Here is a 16,539-nt window from a genome sequence, read left to right as displayed (position 1 = left end):
CCGGCCGGCTCTTCAACCGGGCCGCCCGAGGAGCCTGATCCAGCCGAGTCGGGGCGGTCCCACCCGGCCGGCTCCCCCACCCCCTGCCCGGGGACGCGGCCGCCTTCCTTCGGCATCCCGCCGCCGCGGCAATGAAGGGGTGTGGCCGCGTAGCACAGGACGAGGTCGCTTCCTCAGGCCGCGGTGAAGCCCCCGTCGGCGGCGACCACGGCGCCCGTGACGAAACCGGACCGCGGTGAGACGAGGAAGCAGAGGACCTCGGCGATGTCCCGGGGCCGCGCCACCCGGCCCAGGGGATGGGCGTCGGCGAAGGACGCGAGGTAGGCGCGGCTGTCGGAACGGAAGGCGTCGAGGAAGTCGGTCTCGACGACGCCCGCGGCGACGAGGTTCGCGCGGATGCCCAGACGACCGCCTTCGAGGGCGAGCACTCTGGTCAGCTGGGCCAGAGCCCCCTTCGAGGCGCTGTAGACGGCACCCTCGGGCAGGCCCACGGTGGACGCGTAGGAGCCGGTGCCGACGATGGCCCCGCCGCCGCGCTCCTTCATGGCCCGGAAGGCTTCGCGGGCGAAGAAGAAGGCCCCGCGGGCATTGACCGCCATCACGCTGTCCCAGTCTTCGGCGGTGGTCTCCGTGACGGGCTTGTTCAGGGTGCGGCCGGCGTTGTTGACCAGGATGTCCAGTCCGCCCAAGGCTTGCACGGCTGATCGCACCGCCCGGGTGGCGGTCCCTTCGACGGTGACGTCGCCGGTCATCGTCATGACACCCGGGAACTCCTCCGAGAGCAGACGGAGTTCGGGCCGTACGTCGACGGCGAGGACACGCGCGCCGCGGGCATGGAGGAGTGCCACTGTCTCCTTGCCCACGCCGCGTGCGGCTCCGGTGACGATGGCGATCTTCCCGGCGAATTCGGCGGCTTCGGCGGCGGCGTCGGTGGCGGCGGTGGCGGCGTCGGTGGCTTTGGCCGCTTCGGTGGGCGGTGGTGCGGAGGGCATGGTGTGTTCCTTGGAAGGGGTGAGCGGAGACGGCGGTGTGCCGGGGGCGCCACACGGGTACGGACGCTCAGTGCGCGGTGAGCCCGCCGTCGACCACGAGTTCCGTACCGGTGACGAAGGAGGACTCGTCACTGGCGAGGAAGAGGATCGCGGGCGCGATCTCGTCGGCCCGGCCGGCCCGGCGCATCGGGGTGCGCCGGACGTCCGGCTGCTGGTCGCCCTGCTCGTCCAGGAGTTCCTGGATCATCGGTGTGGCGATCACCCCGGGGTGCACCGAGTTGACGCGCACCCCGCGTCGCGCGTACTCCACTGCGGCCGTCTTGCTCAACAGGCGCACCGCGCCCTTGGACGCCTGGTAGGCCGCGGCCGCGCCGCTTCCCACGAGGCCGAGCACCGACGACGTATTGATCACCGTCGCGTTGCCGTTCGCGCGCAGCAGCGGCATCGCCGCCTTCATGCCGAGCCACGTGCCTTTCTGGTTCACGTCGATGACACGGTCCCACGCCTCCTCCCGTGTGTCCTCGATGCCCGGCCAGTCCACGATTCCCGCGAGGTTCACCAGGACGTCCAGAGTTCCGAACCGGTCGCGCACGATGTCGATCACCTCGTCCCACTCCCGGGCCGAGGAGACGTCGAGCCGGGCGTGGACGACCTGGGCACCGTCCTTCTCGATCCGGCGGGCCAGGTCCCGCAGGGGGCCCTCGGCGACATCGGTGATCACCAAGCGGGCGCCCTCGCGGGCGAAGAGTTCGGCGGTCGCGGTGCCGATGCCACCGGTCGCCCCGGTGATCAACGCGACCTTGCCGTCAAGCCGTCGTCCCGTCATGGAAATGGTCCTTGCCTTTCGTTGCGCTGACTGTCGAGCCGGATCTTCTTGTCCCGGCTGCGGCCGGGCGAACGGGCCCGGCCAGGGGGACTTCCTTCCTCCCTGTGCGGTGATGCGGTGCTCCACCGAGTCTGCGCAGGTCAGCGAAGGGCAACCAGGACGGGCGGAGCCTGGGTGCGGGACACCCAGGCAGGCACGGCGAGGCACGGCGTACGCAAGGACGCCGGGCTACGCCGCGAGGGGGTCACCGCCCTGGTCGGGACGAACGCCGACCACTGCATCCACCTGGAGCGCTGGAGCGGGACGCGAGCGTCACCCGTCACCGCAGGTGCTGCACGCCCCCGGCCGTGCGCTGCGCCATCCGAGGGCCGCCCGCCACCGTAATTACTCATAGAGGTCGGAAAGGGCGGCGGATCATGCACGTGACATGCTGCGAGATCACTCCTCGCACTCCGGACTCCACGGCGAGCGTGCGCAGGTGCCTGCGCACGCGGCTGGCCGGCTGGGACCTCGAGATCCTTGCGGACGACGCAAACCTGATCGTCAGCGAGTTGCTCTCCAACGCGCTCAGGCATGGCCGGCCCCCGGTGCACGTACGGGTGGCGCTGCTTCGGGCGGAGGAGGGTGGGCGCACACTGCACATGGAGGTGGCCGACGCCGGCCACCGCCTCGACACCGACGCGATACGAGCCGGCTGGACGTACGAGGGACTGTGGTCGGAAGGCGGCCGGGGCCTCCTCCTCGTCGACGCCTTGGCCAGCCGGTGGGGAGAAGGTGTGACCGGACAGGGCCATACCGTCTGGGCGCACCTCGATGCCGTGGACCGCGACGGCTGATCCTCGCCCTCCGGGTGTGTCAGGCGGTGAGCGTTCGATGAGACCTGGTCGGCGAGGCCGTCGGAGGTGCGTGCGGCCCGTCAGTGCCGTACCTGGGCCCCGGTGTGGGCGCCACTGCTTCCCGCTTCCCGCTTCCGCTTCCCGCAAGGGCACCCGCGATCAGACCGCCCACGCGGCACTGACACCCACGGCGGCAGCGACAATGAACAAGCAAACACAGTGGACGAGTTGGGGAAACGGGATGCTGAGCGGCATTGTGATCGATGTGCGGGACGTCGCCCTCATGGAGCGATTCTGGCTGGACGCGACGCGAGGGCTGACCGGTGGCCTGCGGTTGCGGTTCGAGCCCACCGCGAAGGCCAAGGCGGCCCCGAAGAACCGGCTCCACCTCGACCTGGCCGCAGGTCCGCACTGGAAGGCCGAAGTGGAACGCCTGCTCTCGCTCGGTGCGACGCGCATCGACATAGGCCAGGGCGACGTCCCTTGGGACGTGCTGGCCGACCCGGAGGGCAACGAGTTCTGCGTACTGCGTCCTGGACACCCCGGCGTGCTCGCTGACTCCGGCCTCGTCGCGCTCTGCCTCGACGTCACCGCGGATGACCTTCGCGCTCAGGAGACCTTCTGGCAGTCCCAGGCCGACTGGCACGTGGTCGAGACCCACGGCGGGGGCGTCCGGCTGCGCAGGCAGGCCACCAGCACGGTCTCACTGGTCATGGGACCGCCGGCCGCTCCCAAGGCGGAGCGGAACAGGCTGCGGCTGGAAGTCACCCATCGCGAGCGGGAGCCCGGCGAGTTCCTCGACGCGGGCGGCAACGAGTTCCACGTGACGAACTGACCGACGCCGTGGGCCTCACCGGGCGGCGCCTTCCGTAAGCTCCACGACGAGGCGGGGCAGCCGCCGCACCTGCGCCGGGTCGGACAGTGCGGAACCCAGCGACACCGCGTCCGCGCCCGCGCTCAGGAACTCCTGGGCGTCGGCCACGGTCATCCCGCCGGTGGCGACGAGTCGGGCCTCGGGGAACGGGCCGCGCATCGCGCGCAGCCAGCCCGCTCCCAGTTCGGCGGCCGGGAACGCCTTCAGCCAGGTGAAGCCACAGGCCAGCGCCTGCTGGATCTCGGAGGGGGTGGAGACGCCGGGAAGGTGCGGCAGCCCCGCTCGGACCGAGGCCTCGGCGACCTCCGCGCTGAAGCCCGGCGCGACGGTGAACGCGGCCCCGGCGCGCACGGCCCGGGTCAGGCGCTCGGTCGACGTCACCGTACCCGCGCCCACCACGGCGCCCCGCTCCCGCCCGGCGGCGGCTGCCGCGGCGAGCGCCGCGACGGCGCTCTCGTCCTGGACGGGGACCTCGACGAGCGGGATGCCGTGGTCCCAGGCGCGACGGCTCATCGCCACCGTGGCTTCGATGCCGAGGCCGCGCAGGATGACCATGAGCGGGAGAGCCGTGAACGCCTGCTCGAAGAGCCGGCCGGGCGCGGTCATCGGCGAAGACGGCGGGTTCTGCGGGGTCATCGGGTCCATCCCAGTTCTCGTGAGACACCGCGCGCGGCCTGCCGCAGGGCAGGCAGGTGCGCGCGCAGGGCGGGCAGATCCATCCGGGCGCGCAGCGCGGCGAGGGACACGGCGGCGCGTACGGCGCCGGTGCCGTCCCGTACGGGTACGGCCACGCAGTTGACGAACGGCTCGTACTCGCCGTCGTCCTCCGCCCAGCCGGCGGATCTGATGGTGTCGAGGCGCGCGGCGAGGGTCTCGGCGTCGGTGATCGTGGTGTCGGTGAACCTCTCGAAGGTGTGCCCCTCCAGCGTCGAGGCGCGTTCCGGGTCCGGCAGGAAGGCGAGGATCGCCTTGCCGACGCCGGAGGTGTGCAGCACGACCGGTCTGCCGATCTGCGCGTACAGGCGTACGGTGCCGGGCGGCTCGACCTTGTCGGCGTAGATCACCCGGCCGTCGTCGAGCGCGGCGAGGTGCACGGTGAGCCGGACCCTGCGGCACAGTTCGAGGAGGAAGGGGTGGGCCACGGAGCGCAGGTCGAACTGCTCGACGGCAGCCTGTGCCAGGCCGGCCAGACGGTAGCCGACGGCGTACGTACCGTCCGGCCGGCGCCGCGCGAGACCGCCCTCGCACAGGTCGCGCAGCAGGCGCAGCACGGTGGTGCGGTGGACGCCGAACCGCTCGGCCACGGCCGCGGGGTGCTGAGGTCCTTCGCTGAGCATCTCCAGCAGCCCGACCGCTCGTTCCACGGCCTGGCTCATCGCACCGACTCCGGCGCGGGCCGCAGGGCGCAGGCGTCGGCGTGGTCCTCCACCGAGCCGAGGGCGAGCGCCGCGGTGCGGTGGCCGAGGGCGAGCCGCGCGGCGGGGGCGGCGTCGTGCAGCCACGCCGAGAGGTAGCCCGCGGCGAAGGCGTCGCCCGCGCCCACGGGCTCCACCACGTCGACCGGTTGGGCCGGCACGAACACGGGGGCGGCGTGCGGGGCGAACAGCGTGGCGCCGGCGGCCCCGTCCTTGACGACGACGCTCACGCCCGGCCCGATGAGGTCGCGGACCTCTTCCGGCGTACCGGTCCTCCAGACCCGGTCGGCCTCGTCGAGGCCGACGAAGACCAGGTCCGCCTGGCGCGCGAGGGACAGCAGCGGTCCGGCGGCCCGGCGGGCGTCCCACAGCCCGGGCCGGTGGTTGACGTCGAAGGAGCACAGTACGCCGGCCTCCCGCGCCCGGGTGAACAGGGCCGTGGCGGTCTCCGCGCACTGGGGGGAGAGGGCCGGTGTGATGCCCGACTGGTGCACCACCCGTGCCGAGGAGAGCGGCAGCCGGTCCAGGTAGGCGGGGGTCATGCGCGAGGCCGCGGAGCCCGCCCGGTAGTAGTGCACCCGCGTTCCGTCGGCGGCCGGGTCCTTGAAGAACACGCCGGTCGGCGCGGTCGGGTCCCGCTCCACCAGCCGTACGTCGACTCCGCCGCCGCCCACGGCCGACAGGATCCGTTCGCCGTGCGGGTCGAGGCCGACCCGGCCGGCCCAGGCGACCCGGTGTCCCAGGTCCGCCAGGTACCGGGCGACGGTGGACTCGGCGCCGGCGACGGAGAGGACCGCCTCACGCGCGGTGGCAAGGGGCTGCCCGGCCCCGGGCGACACGAGCACCATCGTCTCCCCCAGGCACAGCGCCTCCACGTCCGGCATGTCAGCACCTCCGCGGCCGCGTGATCCGTTCATTTCCGCGCAGGCTAACCGGGGCCTGTGCACAGGGCACAGCAGCTGTGCACAGGCTGCACAGCGGACGCTCGTGGCGTCCCCTGCCCGCCCTGGCCGATTCTCGTCGGCACGTCCGGCCACCGCCTCTACGCCCCGCGCCGGACCCGGGCCTTCGCACGCGCCCGCCGGCACGACGACAACCGCCCGCGCCTCTACGACGACGTCCACGGCTGCCCGGCACGGACCGCGAGGAACTCGACGGCGACCAGTGGACGGACCTCGTCACCGCCGGCCCCGGCGACTACCGGCTCGCCCCCTTCTCCCGACTGTCACGCGGTTCACCCTGCCCCGCGGAACTGCGCTGGGGCGGCCACCGGCACGACGGCCGGTGCCGGACAGCCGGACGTGCCGGACGGCGTGGGCGAGGGGCGGCCGGGGCTTCGCCGTCGCGCCCCTCCTCACCGGGACCGGGAAGCAGCCGCGTCACAGCCCCGTCATCGGGGACGCGCCCGCCCGGTGGACTCCAGCACCGCGGTGAGGAAACGACGCACCGTCTCGAGTTCACCCGCCTCGAAGCCTTCCGCTGCCCCGACCACTTCGCCGATCACCGGCCCGAAGAAGGACCACCCCAGTTCCGTGGCCTTCTCCTCCACCTCCAGCAGCACACGCCGCCGATCCGCCGTGTCCCGGCCGCGCCGCACCAGCCCGAGCCGTTCCAACCGGTCCACCAGAGCGGTGGTCCCGGCGGAGTTCAGGCGCAGTTGCCCGCCGAGCCATCCGGGGGTGGCCCGGGTACCGGCCCGAGCGGCGTCCAGCAGGTGGATCAGCGCGCGTACATCGGTGGGATGCAGCCCGTGGCGCGCCGCGAACTCGGCGCCGAGCAGGTCGAATTCCACGGTGACCGCGCGCAGCAGGTGAACCAGCCGCATCTCCGGACTCTGCTCTTCCATGCACACGTCCTCGGGGGTTGATAATATCTCGCTGACCGAGATTATCGCTCAGCGAGAGGAATGCCGGTGCCCCCCTCCGCTTTCGACCTCGTCTATGACGAGCTTCGCGCCCGCTGGCCCGAGACCACCGAGGAGCACGACGTCGCCACACCGTACGGGCGCACCCGGGTCCATACGTACGGCCCAAAGGACGGCAGCCCCCTGCTCCTGCTGCCCGGCGGTGCCGCCACCGGTCTGGTCTGGTTCGCCAACGCAGCGGTCTTCGGCGAGCGTTACCGCGTGCATGCGGTCGATCTGATGGGCGACGCCGGCCGCACCGAACGCCGGGGCGCACCGTGGAAGAGCGCCGCCGATCAGACGGCCTGGCTGGACGCGCTTTTGGACGGACTGGGCCTCGCCCGCACGCATGTGTGCGCTCACTCCTACGGCGCCTGGGCGGCCGTCAGGTACGCACTGCACGCGCCGCAGCGGGTCGACCGCCTCGCCCTCCTCGACCCCACCCAGCTCTTCGCCGGGTTCCGCCCGGGCTACCTACTGCGCGCGCTGCCCATGCTGGTGCGCCCGAGCGAGGCCCACGGCCGTGCCTTCCTGGCCTGGGAGACGGCAGGCACCCACCCGGACGAGACGTGGCAGCGCCTCTACGCGCTGGCCACCACCGTCCCCGGCCGGCAGCTCATCACCGGCGGACGCCCCCGGACCGCCGACCTCAGCATGCCGGTGCTGGTGCTGCTCGCGGAGCACAGCCGCGCCCACCACGCCGCCAAGGTCGCCGACCGGGCCCGTCGAACGCTCCCGCAGGCACAGGTGACGCTGCTCCCCCAAGCCACCCATCACTCCCTGCCCCTCACCGACCCGAAGCAGCTGAACGACAGGGTGATGGCCTTCCTGGACTGACGGCGCCGCACCGTCACCTGCTCACGACACGGAACCGGCTCAGTGCGACCGGCTCGGCCGAGCGTCGGCGGCCGGGGGCGGGGGCTCCGGTCCGAGGGGGTGTCGCGGAGCCGGCCGGAATGCGCAGCCCTGCTCTCGCTCTTCGCTGTGGACGACAGGGTGTCCTTGCCCGACGTCGGCAACGGGTACTTCATCCACCCACCCTCTACCGTGTCTTCGCACCTCGATGAGTACGGCACGGTCCCCCTCGCGAACGGCAGTCATGGAAGGGGAGGTCGACGCCACCTGGTGCTGGCGCGTGCCGAGATGGGTGAGGCGGCGCTACCAGACGACGATCCCGCCGCTTTCTGCCTTGGCTCGCAATGCGGCGGCGACGATGTTGTCGAATCGCTTCGTGACATATTCGGTGTCGTAACCAGTCTGTCCGGCGAGGCGCCCGAGGTGCGGACGGATTGCCTCGCACTCCGCCAAGAAGTCGTCGATCTCCTCCCGCTCCACACAGAGGTCACCGCCGTCGAGCTGAGGGAAGAAGCGGGAGCCCAGGTCCCGGAACGCCTCGGATCCCCACAACCGGGTCCGCGTGCTCTCGAAACCGGCCAGGGTGTCGCCGTGCTCGGGGTCTTCCAGGAAGTGGTGGCCGCCGTCGGAGTCGTAGACGAAGGTGTGCACGAGGAGTGTCATGAGCCGATTCTTCGCGGTGAGGATCGCGTCGCGTCAAACACATTACTGGTCACCGGCGGGCGCACACTTCGTCCGCCTGCTCGCCGGGCCACCGCGAGCAGCCTGCCGCGGCCGGTCCCCCGGCCATGAGAGCGAACGGACTCGGCCGCGCGCTCGGCGAAGCACCACGACGAGCACCACGACGAGTTGCGGCAGGAGCCGGCCCAGTGATCGCGGGCCGGTCATCCCGGCGGAGGGGACCTTTCCGCTCGGCCCGTCCGGCTCCCGCTCGGCCACCTCCCGCCGTAAAAGCTCATGCAGGAAGGGCTCATGCCGGCCAGATCCGGCGACCGGACGCACCCGGCTCACGCACCTTTCGCCGTCCGGTCGAGTCGCCTGACTCCGTGTCGGGCCGCGCGCACCCGGCACGGAAGCAATGCGGCACTGCGTGCTTCCCGGCCGCAAGGCGTCGTTGCCGAACTGCGGGCCCTGGCAGGCACGTTGCGCCTCGTCGAACACCATCGCGGAGGAGCCGCACCCGAGGGACGGAGGTCGGGTGAGCCGCCAAAAGGGGCAGGGGCGGTGAGGCGTCCGGGGAGGCCACGGATCGGTGGAACCTGTCTCAAAAAGCTTCAGCACAAATTCCACACATCCCCTCTCCACAGCGGTCCTGATGGTCTAGATTGACGTTGCTTCAGCTCTTCGGACACGAGACGGCCGTCAACAGTGATCACCAAAAATGATCTTTAGGTCCAGCGCTACGGAAAGCCAGCATTGATCGTCTTCGACGTCGGCCGTGTGCCGGGGAATGATCAATTCATCGGGCCCGGCGGGGGGGCCTCGGGTGCGGGGAGCACCCGGGGGTTTCGGCGGGTTCCGCGCACTTGCAGAGGGCGGCAGCGCATACGAGTCCGCTGCCGTCAGGGCGGGTTGTCCGAGTAGCTCCGAAACAGCTGGGATGTCGTGCGCGGGAGGCGGGGGCCTCTCGCGGGGAGGAACAGCGCGACGCGGGGGGCGGGGGCGCCTCCCGGGGGGAGGACAGTGCGGGGGGCGGGGGCCTCCCGGGGGGTGAGGGACAGTGCTAGGCGAACACGTCGAACCACTGCGGACCTGGGGGGTTCTGTGCGGCAAGGGGGATTAGTCAGCCCGTTTCCGTCGGCGCGCGGGCGTCTGGCGGAGGGGGCGGTCAGCCGGCCCGCGATCGAGTGGGAGCAGCGGTACCGCCGTACCGTGATCACCAGCGATACCCTGGCGACAGCCGTCGTGGTGGGGGCGATCGGCAAATTCTTCGGGGCGCGGGACGCGGCCAACTGGCACGAGAAATGGGGCATTCTCGCATTCGGCACCGAGCTGTTGGTGCTGGGGGCGCTCGCGGTGAACCGGGCGTGGGCTCCGGCCGTACTCGGTCAGGGTGCCGAGGAATTCCGCCGGCTGGGACGCTCACTGTTCACGGCGACCGTCGTCCTGGCGCTCGGCGGGATAGCGCTCACCTCGCGCAACATCAAACTCTGGATCTTCGTCGCTATCCCCGCGATCGCGCTCGTCATCATGACCGCGCGGTATCTGCTGCGCCTTTGGCTGCACAAACAGCGGAAGGAAGGCAGGTGTCTGAGACCGGTGCTCGCCGCCGGCAGTCCGGCCACCGTGCGGGACCTGATCACCCGGACCCGCAAGTTCCCGCACCTGGGCTGGCGGGTGGACGCCGTGTGCACGACGGACGGCTTCGGGCTCGGCGCAGACCAACTGGACGGAGTGCCGGTCGTAGGGCCGCTGGCGGACGTCGCCAGCCACATCCGGCGCGACGGCTACCGTGTCGTCGCGGTCACCCCGGATCCGCACTGGTCGCCGGACCGGCTCCAGCGGCTGGCGTGGAACCTCGAGGGCAGCGACGCGGAGATGGTCGTGGCCCCCGTGCTGATGGAGGTGGCCGGCCCGCGGCTGCACGTGGACGCGGTGCTCGGGATCCCGCTGCTGCGGGTCAGCATGCCGACCTTCACCGGGGGGCGCCGGGCGGTCAAGGAGGCCGTCGACCGGATGGGCGCGGCGCTCCTGCTGATGCTGTTCGCGCCGCTGATGGTGTGCGTCGGGCTGCTCGTGCTGGCCGAGAGCCGGGGCGGGGCGTTCTACCGCCAGCGCAGGGTCGGCAAGGACGGCCGCGAGTTCACCATCCTCAAGTTCCGCACCATGGTCGCCGGGGCCGACCGGGCACGGGCCGCGCTGGCCGACCGCAACGAGGGCGCCGGGCTGCTGTTCAAGCTCCGCCGGGACCCGCGGTTGACCCGGGTGGGAGCGGTGCTGCGCCGGTACTCGATCGACGAGCTCCCGCAGCTCTTCAACGTGCTCACCGGGTCGATGTCGCTCGTCGGTCCGCGGCCTCCCCTGCCGGAGGAGTCCGCCGCGTACGGCCCGGACATCCGGCGTCGGCTGCTGGTCAAGCCCGGGCTCACCGGCCTGTGGCAGATCAGCGGACGCAGCGACCTGCCGTGGGAGGAGGCGGTCCGGCTGGACCTGCGGTACGTGGAGGACTGGTCGCTCGCCCTGGACACCGTGATCTTGTGGAAGACGCTGCGTGCGGTGCTCTACGGGCAGGGGGCCTATTGATGCGCGGAGGTCGTCCGGCCGGCGCGCGAAACGCAGGCCGGGAGGGCCTGCCTGGGGGGAGGAACAGGTCGTGAGAGTCAGCGTTTTCGGGCTCGGTTACGTGGGCTGCGTGTCGGCCGCGTGCCTGGCCGACATGGGTCACGAAGTCATCGGGGTGGATGTGAACCCGGTGAAGGTCGACCTGGTCAACGACGGCAAGGCCCCGGTGGTCGAGGAGCGGATCGGCGAGCTGACGGCCGAGGTCGTGCGGAGCGGGGCCCTGCGCGCCACCGGTGACGTCCGCGAGGCGATCATGGGCAGCGAGGTGTCGCTGGTCTGCGTGGGCACGCCGTCGGAGCCCAACGGCAGCCTGTGCACGACGTACCTGGAGCGGGTCACCGAGCAGATCGGCGCCGCGCTGGCGGCTCGTCGTGGGCACGGCGGGCGGCACACCGTCGTGTTCCGCAGCACCATGCTCCCGGGCACCTGCCTGAACCTGCTGGTGCCGATCCTGGAGAAGTACGTCGGCGGGACGGCCGGGGTGGACGTGGGGGTCGCGGTCAACCCGGAGTTCCTGCGCGAGGGCACGAGCGTGCGGGACTTCTTCGACCCGCCCAAGACCGTCATCGGCGAGCTCGACCCGGCGAGCGGCGACGCGGTGAGGGCGCTGTACGAGGGCCTGCCCGGCGAGGTGTTCCGGGTGCCGGTCCCCACGGCCGAGGCCATCAAGTACGCGGACAACGCGTTCCACGGCCTCAAGATCGGCTTCGCGAACGAGCTGGGCGCGGTGTGCCAGGCGCTCGGGGTGGACTCGCACCAGGTGATGGACGTGTTCCTGGCCGACCGCAAGCTGAACATCAGCCCGGCCTACCTGCGGCCCGGCTTCGCCTTCGGTGGCTCCTGCCTGCCGAAGGACCTGCGCAGTCTGGTCCACGCGGCGCAGCGGGCCGACGTCTCGGTGCCCATCCTCGCCCACGTGCTGCCCTCCAACTCGGACCACCTGCAGCGCGCGGTGGAGCTGGTGGAGCGCACAGGCAAGCGTCGGGTGGGCCTGTTCGGGCTGTCCTTCAAGCCCGGCACCGACGACCTCCGTGAGAGCCCGCTCGTCGAGCTGGCGGAGAGGCTCTTCGGCAAGGGGTACGACCTGCGGATCTACGACGCCAACGTGAGCCTGTCCCGGCTGCTCGGCGCGAACCGCGAGTACATCGAGACGCGGCTGCCGCACCTCGCGCACCTGCTCGCGGACTCCGTCGAGGCGGTGCTCGACCACGCCGAGGTGTGCCTGGTCGGGACCAAGGACCCGGCCGTGCTGTCGGCGCTTCCCCATGGCGAAGGGCCCGTGATCGTCGACCTCGTCCGCCTCCCCGACGCCGAGACGCGCCGGGCCGAACCGGGGTACGTGGGCCTTGCCTGGTGACGCGGCCGGCGGCGACCGGCACGGCCGGCGCGCGCTGATCCTGGTGGAGAACCTGTCCGTGCCGTTCGACCGGCGGGTGTGGCAGGAGTGCACGACCCTGCGCGACGCGGGCTGGACGGTGCACGTCATCTGTCCCCGAGGCAGCAAGCGGGACACGGAGCCGGAGGCGGTGATCGACGGGGTGCGGATCCACCGCTACCCGTTGCGCGCGGCCACCGGAGGGCCGGCCGGCTACCTGCGGGAGTACGGATCGGCGTTGTGGCACACGCTCCGGCTGGCCCGGAAGGTCGGCCCGGTCGACGTGGTCCACGCCTGCAACCCGCCCGACCTGTTGTTCCTGCCGGCGCTGTGGCTGAAGCGGCGCGGAGCGCGGTTCGTCTTCGACCAGCACGACCTGGTGCCCGAGCTGTACCTCTCCCGGTTCGGCCGCGGCGAGGACCTGCTCTACCGCGGGGTGTGCGCGCTGGAACGGCTGACCTATCGGGCCGCGGACGTCGTGCTCGCCACGAACGAGAGCTACCGGGACGTCGCGGTGCGCCGTGGCGGCCGGCGGCCGGGGGACGTCTTCGTGGTGCGCAGCGCGCCCGACACCGACCGCTTCCGTCCCGTCCCGCCCGAGCCGGAGTTGAAGCGCGGCAAGCCTCATCTGCTGTGCTATCTCGGCGTCATGGGTCCGCAGGACGGCGTCGACTACGCCTTGCGGGCCCTTGCGCAGCTGCGCGACCGGCTCGGGCGGACCGACTGGCACGCGGTGTTCGTCGGCGCCGGCGACACCTACGAGGAGATGGTGGAGCTGTCGCGGCGGCTCGGGCTCTCGGAACAGGTGGAGTTCACCGGGCGTATCCCGGACGACGACCTGGTGCGCTACCTGTCCACCGCGGACGTGTGCCTCTCCCCCGACCCGCGCAATCCGCTCAACGACGTGTCGACCATGAACAAGGTCCTGGAGTACATGGTGATGGGCCGGCCGATCGTCTCGTTCGACCTCCGGGAGGCGCGCGTCTCCGCCGGCGACTCCGCCGTCTACGCGCCCGCCGACGACGAGGCCGAGTTCGCCCGGCTCGTCGCGCTGCTGCTGGACGATCCGGAGCAGCGGGCCCGGATGGGCAAGATCGGCCAGGAGCGGATCGGCGGGCCGCTGTCCTGGCGGAACTCGCAGGCGTCGCTGCTCGCCGCCTACGCCGCCGCCTGCCGTGACCGCGCTCGGACGGCGGCGGGAGACCGGGGCCGGGCGGCAAGGAGGCCCCGCCGTTGAGCGATGACACGATACGCCTGGCCATGATCGGACGGATCATCCGCCGAAGGCGGCGGTTTCTCATCATCCTCGCCCTGGTGGGCGCGCTCCTCGGCTACGGCGCCTCGGTGCTGTTTCCGCCGCGGTACACCACGTCGGCCTCGGTGCTGCTGCCGGGGGCGTGGGAGGAGCGCGAGCTGCTGACCCAGTCGGAGATCGCGACCAGTTCGGTGGTGGTCGGCCGTGCGGCCGCCACGCTCGGCTGGTCCGGGGTCAGCGGCAGCGAGCTGCGGGGTCGGGTGAGCGCCACGGCCGCCGACGGGAACATCATCAAGATCTCGGGCACAGCCGAGACCCCGCAGCGCGCGCAGCGGCTCGCCGACCAGGTGGCCCAGCAGTTCGTCGCCTTCGCCGGGCGGATCGCGGGCGGAACCGCCGACCCCGACGCGGCGGCGGAGACCGAGACGTTGCAGCAGACGGTGGCACAGACCAGCCGCCGCATCACCGAGCTGGCCGATGCGGCCGGCCAGGGGCAGAGCGTGGAGAGCGTGCAGACCCGCACCGAGCTGGCGAAGCTGCGCACCACGCTGCAGGAGGCCATCACCAAGCTGAAGCAGGCGGACCCCGCTGCCAACAAGGCCAACATGGTCGTCATGGGTCCGGCGGCCCGGCCGACCGGCGAGGCGCCGCCGACGAGGACGCAACTCGTCGCCGCGGGGGCGCTGCTGTTCTTCCTGCTGGCGGTCGTCGGCCACCTGACCGCCGCACGGATGAGCCGTCTGCTGCGCACCGAACCGGAGATCGCCGCGGCGCTGGGCTCGGTGCTGCTGGGCAGTGTCGACGTGCCCGGTGAAGGGCGTGCGCACCGGCCGGAGGCCCGCAGCACGCGGGCCAGGCTCGGCCGGCTGCTGGGCGTCGACGTGCGGTGGGACGTACCGACCCCGCGGACGTCGGGCGACGAGGCGGGCCGGCAGGTCCGCTACCGGCGGGTGTGCGCCCGCCTCCGGGACCGGCTGCCCGCGCCCCGGCGGCTGCTGGTCGTCGTACCGGACGGTGACGCGATCGCCCGCCGGGCCGCCGAGCAGCTCGTCGCCGAGGCCGGGAGCGCTCCTTCCGCGAGCCCGTCGAGCAGGAGATGTCCCACGCTGCGGGTGGTGGGGGTCTCGGTGTCCCGGCCGCTGGTGCCGGACAGCGGTGACGAGTCCGGTGTCGTGGTCGTGCTCAGCCCGGGCAGCCGGACCGCGGGGGAACTCGCCGGCATCGCCGAGGCCTGTGCGGACGCCGAGCACGAGGTCGTCGGGATCGTCCTCGCCGGCCCGGTCCGGCGTCCGACGCGCTCGGCCGGCCGTCCTCGCGACGGCGCGACGCCGGCGCTCGCGGTCGGCGAGTACGCGACGGGAGGTTCACGGTGACGACGAGTACGACTACGGAGCCGCCGGCCGCCGCGCCCCTGCTGGACCTGCACGCTCTGGTGGTGGCGGTGCGCAGGCGGCGCCGTCTGTGGTGCTCCGTGGCGCTGCTGGGCCTGCTCGTCGGCGTGGCGGTGGCCGTCCTGCTGCCGCCGCCCCCGACCGCGGTGACCGAGGTGCTGGTCGCGCACCAGGAGGACCAGCCGAACGATCCCGGGACACTGATCCGTACCGATGTCGCGGTGCTGCACACCACGCGGATCGCCGGTGAGGCCCTGCGGTCGCTCAGGTCCTCGGAGAAGCCGGAGGACTTCCTGCCGGACTACGAGGGTGCCGGCCTGACCAACAACATGCTGCGGATCACGGTGACGGGCGGCAGCGAAGCGGAAGCCCTGGCGCGCGCCAAGGCGCTGGCCGACGCGTTCGTCGCGGACCATGTGAGGCGGATCCGGGACGCCGCGAACGCCGAGGCCAAGGCCCTGCTCGACCAGCGTGACCGTATGCAGGGCGAACTCGCCCAGGTCAACAAGGCGATCGGGGACGGATCGGCGCAGAGCGGGCCGAAGGCGTCGGCGGACATGGAGTCGCTCTTCGCCCGCCGGGCCGAACTCACCTCGCGGATCACCGATTTCAGCCAGCGCGCCGCGGACGCGCGGGTCGGCACGCCCCAGCTCGTCGCCGGCACACAGATCGTGGACGCCCCGCGCGTGGTGCGGCACTCCCTGCCCAAGACCGCCGCCACCGACGCCGCGATCGGGCTCGTCCTCGGGCTCGTCCTCGGGCTCGCGGTGGCCGCGGTCGGCACGGTGGTGGCGGACCGCCCCGTGCTGCGCCGGGAGATCGCGGCGAACCTCGGCGCCTCGGTCACCGCGGAGCTGCCCCGCCGCTCCTTCGGCCCATGGCGGCGCCGGCGGGTGCGCAGGGCACGCGAACGGCTCGTCACGTCCCTGGCCCGCACCGTGCGCGGCGCCGCCGAACCGGTGTCGCTGCTGGAACTGGGCTGTGCGCGCGCCACGAGCGTGCTCGCCCTGGACGTCGCCCGGGCACTGGCGGCCGAGGAGCCGGTGGTCGTCATCGACGGTCTGCCCGGCCCGCACCTCGCCGGCCGCCGCCCCGAGCCGGGGGACCCGACCGTGGTCGGCGGCGAGCGTGCCGCGACCGTTTCGCATCAGGAGCGCCGGCTCGGCGTCGGCTCCGTGGCGCCCGGCGCGGCGTGGACCGACCTGCAGTACCTCGGGACGCAGACCGTGCTCGTCGTGCGTGCCGGGCACGGCAGCGCCGCATGGCTGCACACCGTGGCGCGGCAGCTCGCGGACCAGCGGATCGCGGTGATCGGTGTGGTGCTGATCGACCCCGACCCGCGGGACCGGACCGACGGCACGCTGTGGGACGGGCTGCACACGGCGCTGCGCGCCCACGACGAGCGCCTGGCCCGGCAGAACGGTGGGGGTACCTCCCACGCCGTCCAGGCAGCGGGGGAGGGCCGGCGGCGGGCGGAGCGGCTGCCGCTGGGGGCGGCACGGGTCCCGGACAGCAACCAGGAGGCACGGTAGGAC

General features: G+C 72.4%; 15 protein-coding genes and 1 pseudogene. 9 read left to right on the top strand and 7 right to left on the bottom strand.

Annotated elements, in window-relative coordinates; translation table 11 throughout:
• Window positions 1-173: 173 nt before the first annotated feature.
• Together AB0G56_RS19590 and AB0G56_RS19585 are read right to left on the bottom strand one after the other, a co-directional pair.
• Window positions 174-992: an SDR family oxidoreductase gene (locus AB0G56_RS19590; RefSeq protein ID WP_360970750.1), complete on the bottom strand. Its 819-nt coding sequence runs from the start codon at window positions 990-992 to the stop codon at window positions 174-176.
• A 67-nt stretch (window positions 993-1,059) separates the two neighbouring features.
• Window positions 1,060-1,818, bottom strand: coding sequence for a glucose 1-dehydrogenase (locus AB0G56_RS19585; protein WP_360970748.1), 759 nt, complete (start codon window positions 1,816-1,818; stop codon window positions 1,060-1,062).
• A 174-nt stretch (window positions 1,819-1,992) separates the two neighbouring features.
• Here AB0G56_RS19585 and AB0G56_RS19580 point away from each other — a divergent pair.
• From AB0G56_RS19580 to AB0G56_RS19570, 3 genes and pseudogenes are all read left to right on the top strand, one after another.
• Window positions 1,993-2,176 (top strand): annotated as a pseudogene (locus tag AB0G56_RS19580) (transcriptional regulator); the annotation flags it as partial.
• A gap of 58 nt (window positions 2,177-2,234) precedes the next feature.
• Complete coding sequence (locus tag AB0G56_RS19575; protein ID WP_360970746.1) at window positions 2,235-2,654, top strand: ATP-binding protein; 420 nt, start codon at window positions 2,235-2,237, stop codon at window positions 2,652-2,654.
• A gap of 241 nt (window positions 2,655-2,895) precedes the next feature.
• Window positions 2,896-3,489 carry a VOC family protein gene (locus tag AB0G56_RS19570; RefSeq protein WP_360970744.1) on the top strand — a complete coding sequence of 198 codons (594 nt, stop codon included), beginning with the start codon at window positions 2,896-2,898 and terminating at the stop codon, window positions 3,487-3,489.
• Between the two features lie 15 nt (window positions 3,490-3,504).
• On the opposite strand, the gene AB0G56_RS19565 is transcribed toward AB0G56_RS19570, so the two are convergent.
• The 4 genes from AB0G56_RS19565 to AB0G56_RS19550 form a co-directional block, all read right to left on the bottom strand.
• Entirely contained in the window at window positions 3,505-4,164 is a 660-nt protein-coding gene (locus AB0G56_RS19565) for a bifunctional 4-hydroxy-2-oxoglutarate aldolase/2-dehydro-3-deoxy-phosphogluconate aldolase (protein ID WP_360970743.1), read from the bottom strand.
• Window positions 4,161-4,904, bottom strand: a complete 744-nt coding sequence (locus AB0G56_RS19560; RefSeq protein WP_360970741.1) for an IclR family transcriptional regulator — start codon at window positions 4,902-4,904, stop codon at window positions 4,161-4,163. Before AB0G56_RS19560 ends, AB0G56_RS19565 begins: the two co-directional genes overlap by 4 nt.
• Entirely contained in the window at window positions 4,901-5,827 is a 927-nt protein-coding gene (locus AB0G56_RS19555) for a sugar kinase (protein ID WP_360970739.1), read from the bottom strand. Before AB0G56_RS19555 ends, AB0G56_RS19560 begins: the two co-directional genes overlap by 4 nt.
• A gap of 506 nt (window positions 5,828-6,333) precedes the next feature.
• Window positions 6,334-6,789, bottom strand: coding sequence for a MarR family transcriptional regulator (locus tag AB0G56_RS19550; RefSeq protein ID WP_360970737.1), 456 nt, complete (start codon window positions 6,787-6,789; stop codon window positions 6,334-6,336).
• 60 nt (window positions 6,790-6,849) lie between these two features.
• Between AB0G56_RS19550 and AB0G56_RS19545 the strand changes: the two genes are divergently transcribed.
• A complete protein-coding gene (locus tag AB0G56_RS19545; RefSeq protein WP_360970735.1) occupies window positions 6,850-7,683 on the top strand; it encodes an alpha/beta fold hydrolase in 834 nt (277 codons plus the stop codon).
• 321 nt (window positions 7,684-8,004) lie between these two features.
• Here the strand turns inward: AB0G56_RS19545 and AB0G56_RS19540 are convergent, their stop codons facing one another.
• On the bottom strand, window positions 8,005-8,364 hold the full coding sequence (locus AB0G56_RS19540) for a hypothetical protein (RefSeq protein ID WP_360970733.1): 360 nt from the start codon (window positions 8,362-8,364) through the stop codon (window positions 8,005-8,007).
• Between the two features lie 1,101 nt (window positions 8,365-9,465).
• On the opposite strand from AB0G56_RS19540, the gene AB0G56_RS19535 reads away from it, so the two are divergent.
• From AB0G56_RS19535 to AB0G56_RS19515, 5 genes are all read left to right on the top strand, one after another.
• A complete protein-coding gene (locus AB0G56_RS19535; protein WP_360970731.1) occupies window positions 9,466-10,944 on the top strand; it encodes a sugar transferase in 1,479 nt (492 codons plus the stop codon).
• 70 nt (window positions 10,945-11,014) lie between these two features.
• A complete protein-coding gene (locus AB0G56_RS19530) occupies window positions 11,015-12,340 on the top strand; it encodes a nucleotide sugar dehydrogenase (RefSeq protein ID WP_360970729.1) in 1,326 nt (441 codons plus the stop codon).
• Window positions 12,330-13,595, top strand: coding sequence for a glycosyltransferase family 4 protein (locus tag AB0G56_RS19525; RefSeq protein WP_360970727.1), 1,266 nt, complete (start codon window positions 12,330-12,332; stop codon window positions 13,593-13,595). Before AB0G56_RS19530 ends, AB0G56_RS19525 begins: the two co-directional genes overlap by 11 nt.
• The gene (locus AB0G56_RS19520) at window positions 13,592-14,986 is read left to right on the top strand and encodes a Wzz/FepE/Etk N-terminal domain-containing protein (protein ID WP_360970725.1); all 1,395 of its coding nucleotides are present in this window, start codon (window positions 13,592-13,594) and stop codon (window positions 14,984-14,986) included. The genes AB0G56_RS19525 and AB0G56_RS19520 overlap by 4 nt, the downstream gene beginning before the upstream one ends.
• Window positions 14,983-16,536, top strand: coding sequence for a Wzz/FepE/Etk N-terminal domain-containing protein (locus AB0G56_RS19515; protein WP_360970723.1), 1,554 nt, complete (start codon window positions 14,983-14,985; stop codon window positions 16,534-16,536). The genes AB0G56_RS19520 and AB0G56_RS19515 overlap by 4 nt, the downstream gene beginning before the upstream one ends.
• The last annotated feature ends 3 nt before the right edge of the window (window positions 16,537-16,539 follow it).

Origin of the sequence: Streptomyces sp. NPDC021356 (genome assembly GCF_040641015.1) — a bacterium.
Classification (GTDB): Bacteria; Actinomycetota; Actinomycetes; order Streptomycetales; family Streptomycetaceae; genus Streptomyces.
The sequence above is the reverse complement of the archived record's forward strand: the minus strand, read 5'-3'. Positions and strand labels throughout refer to the sequence as shown.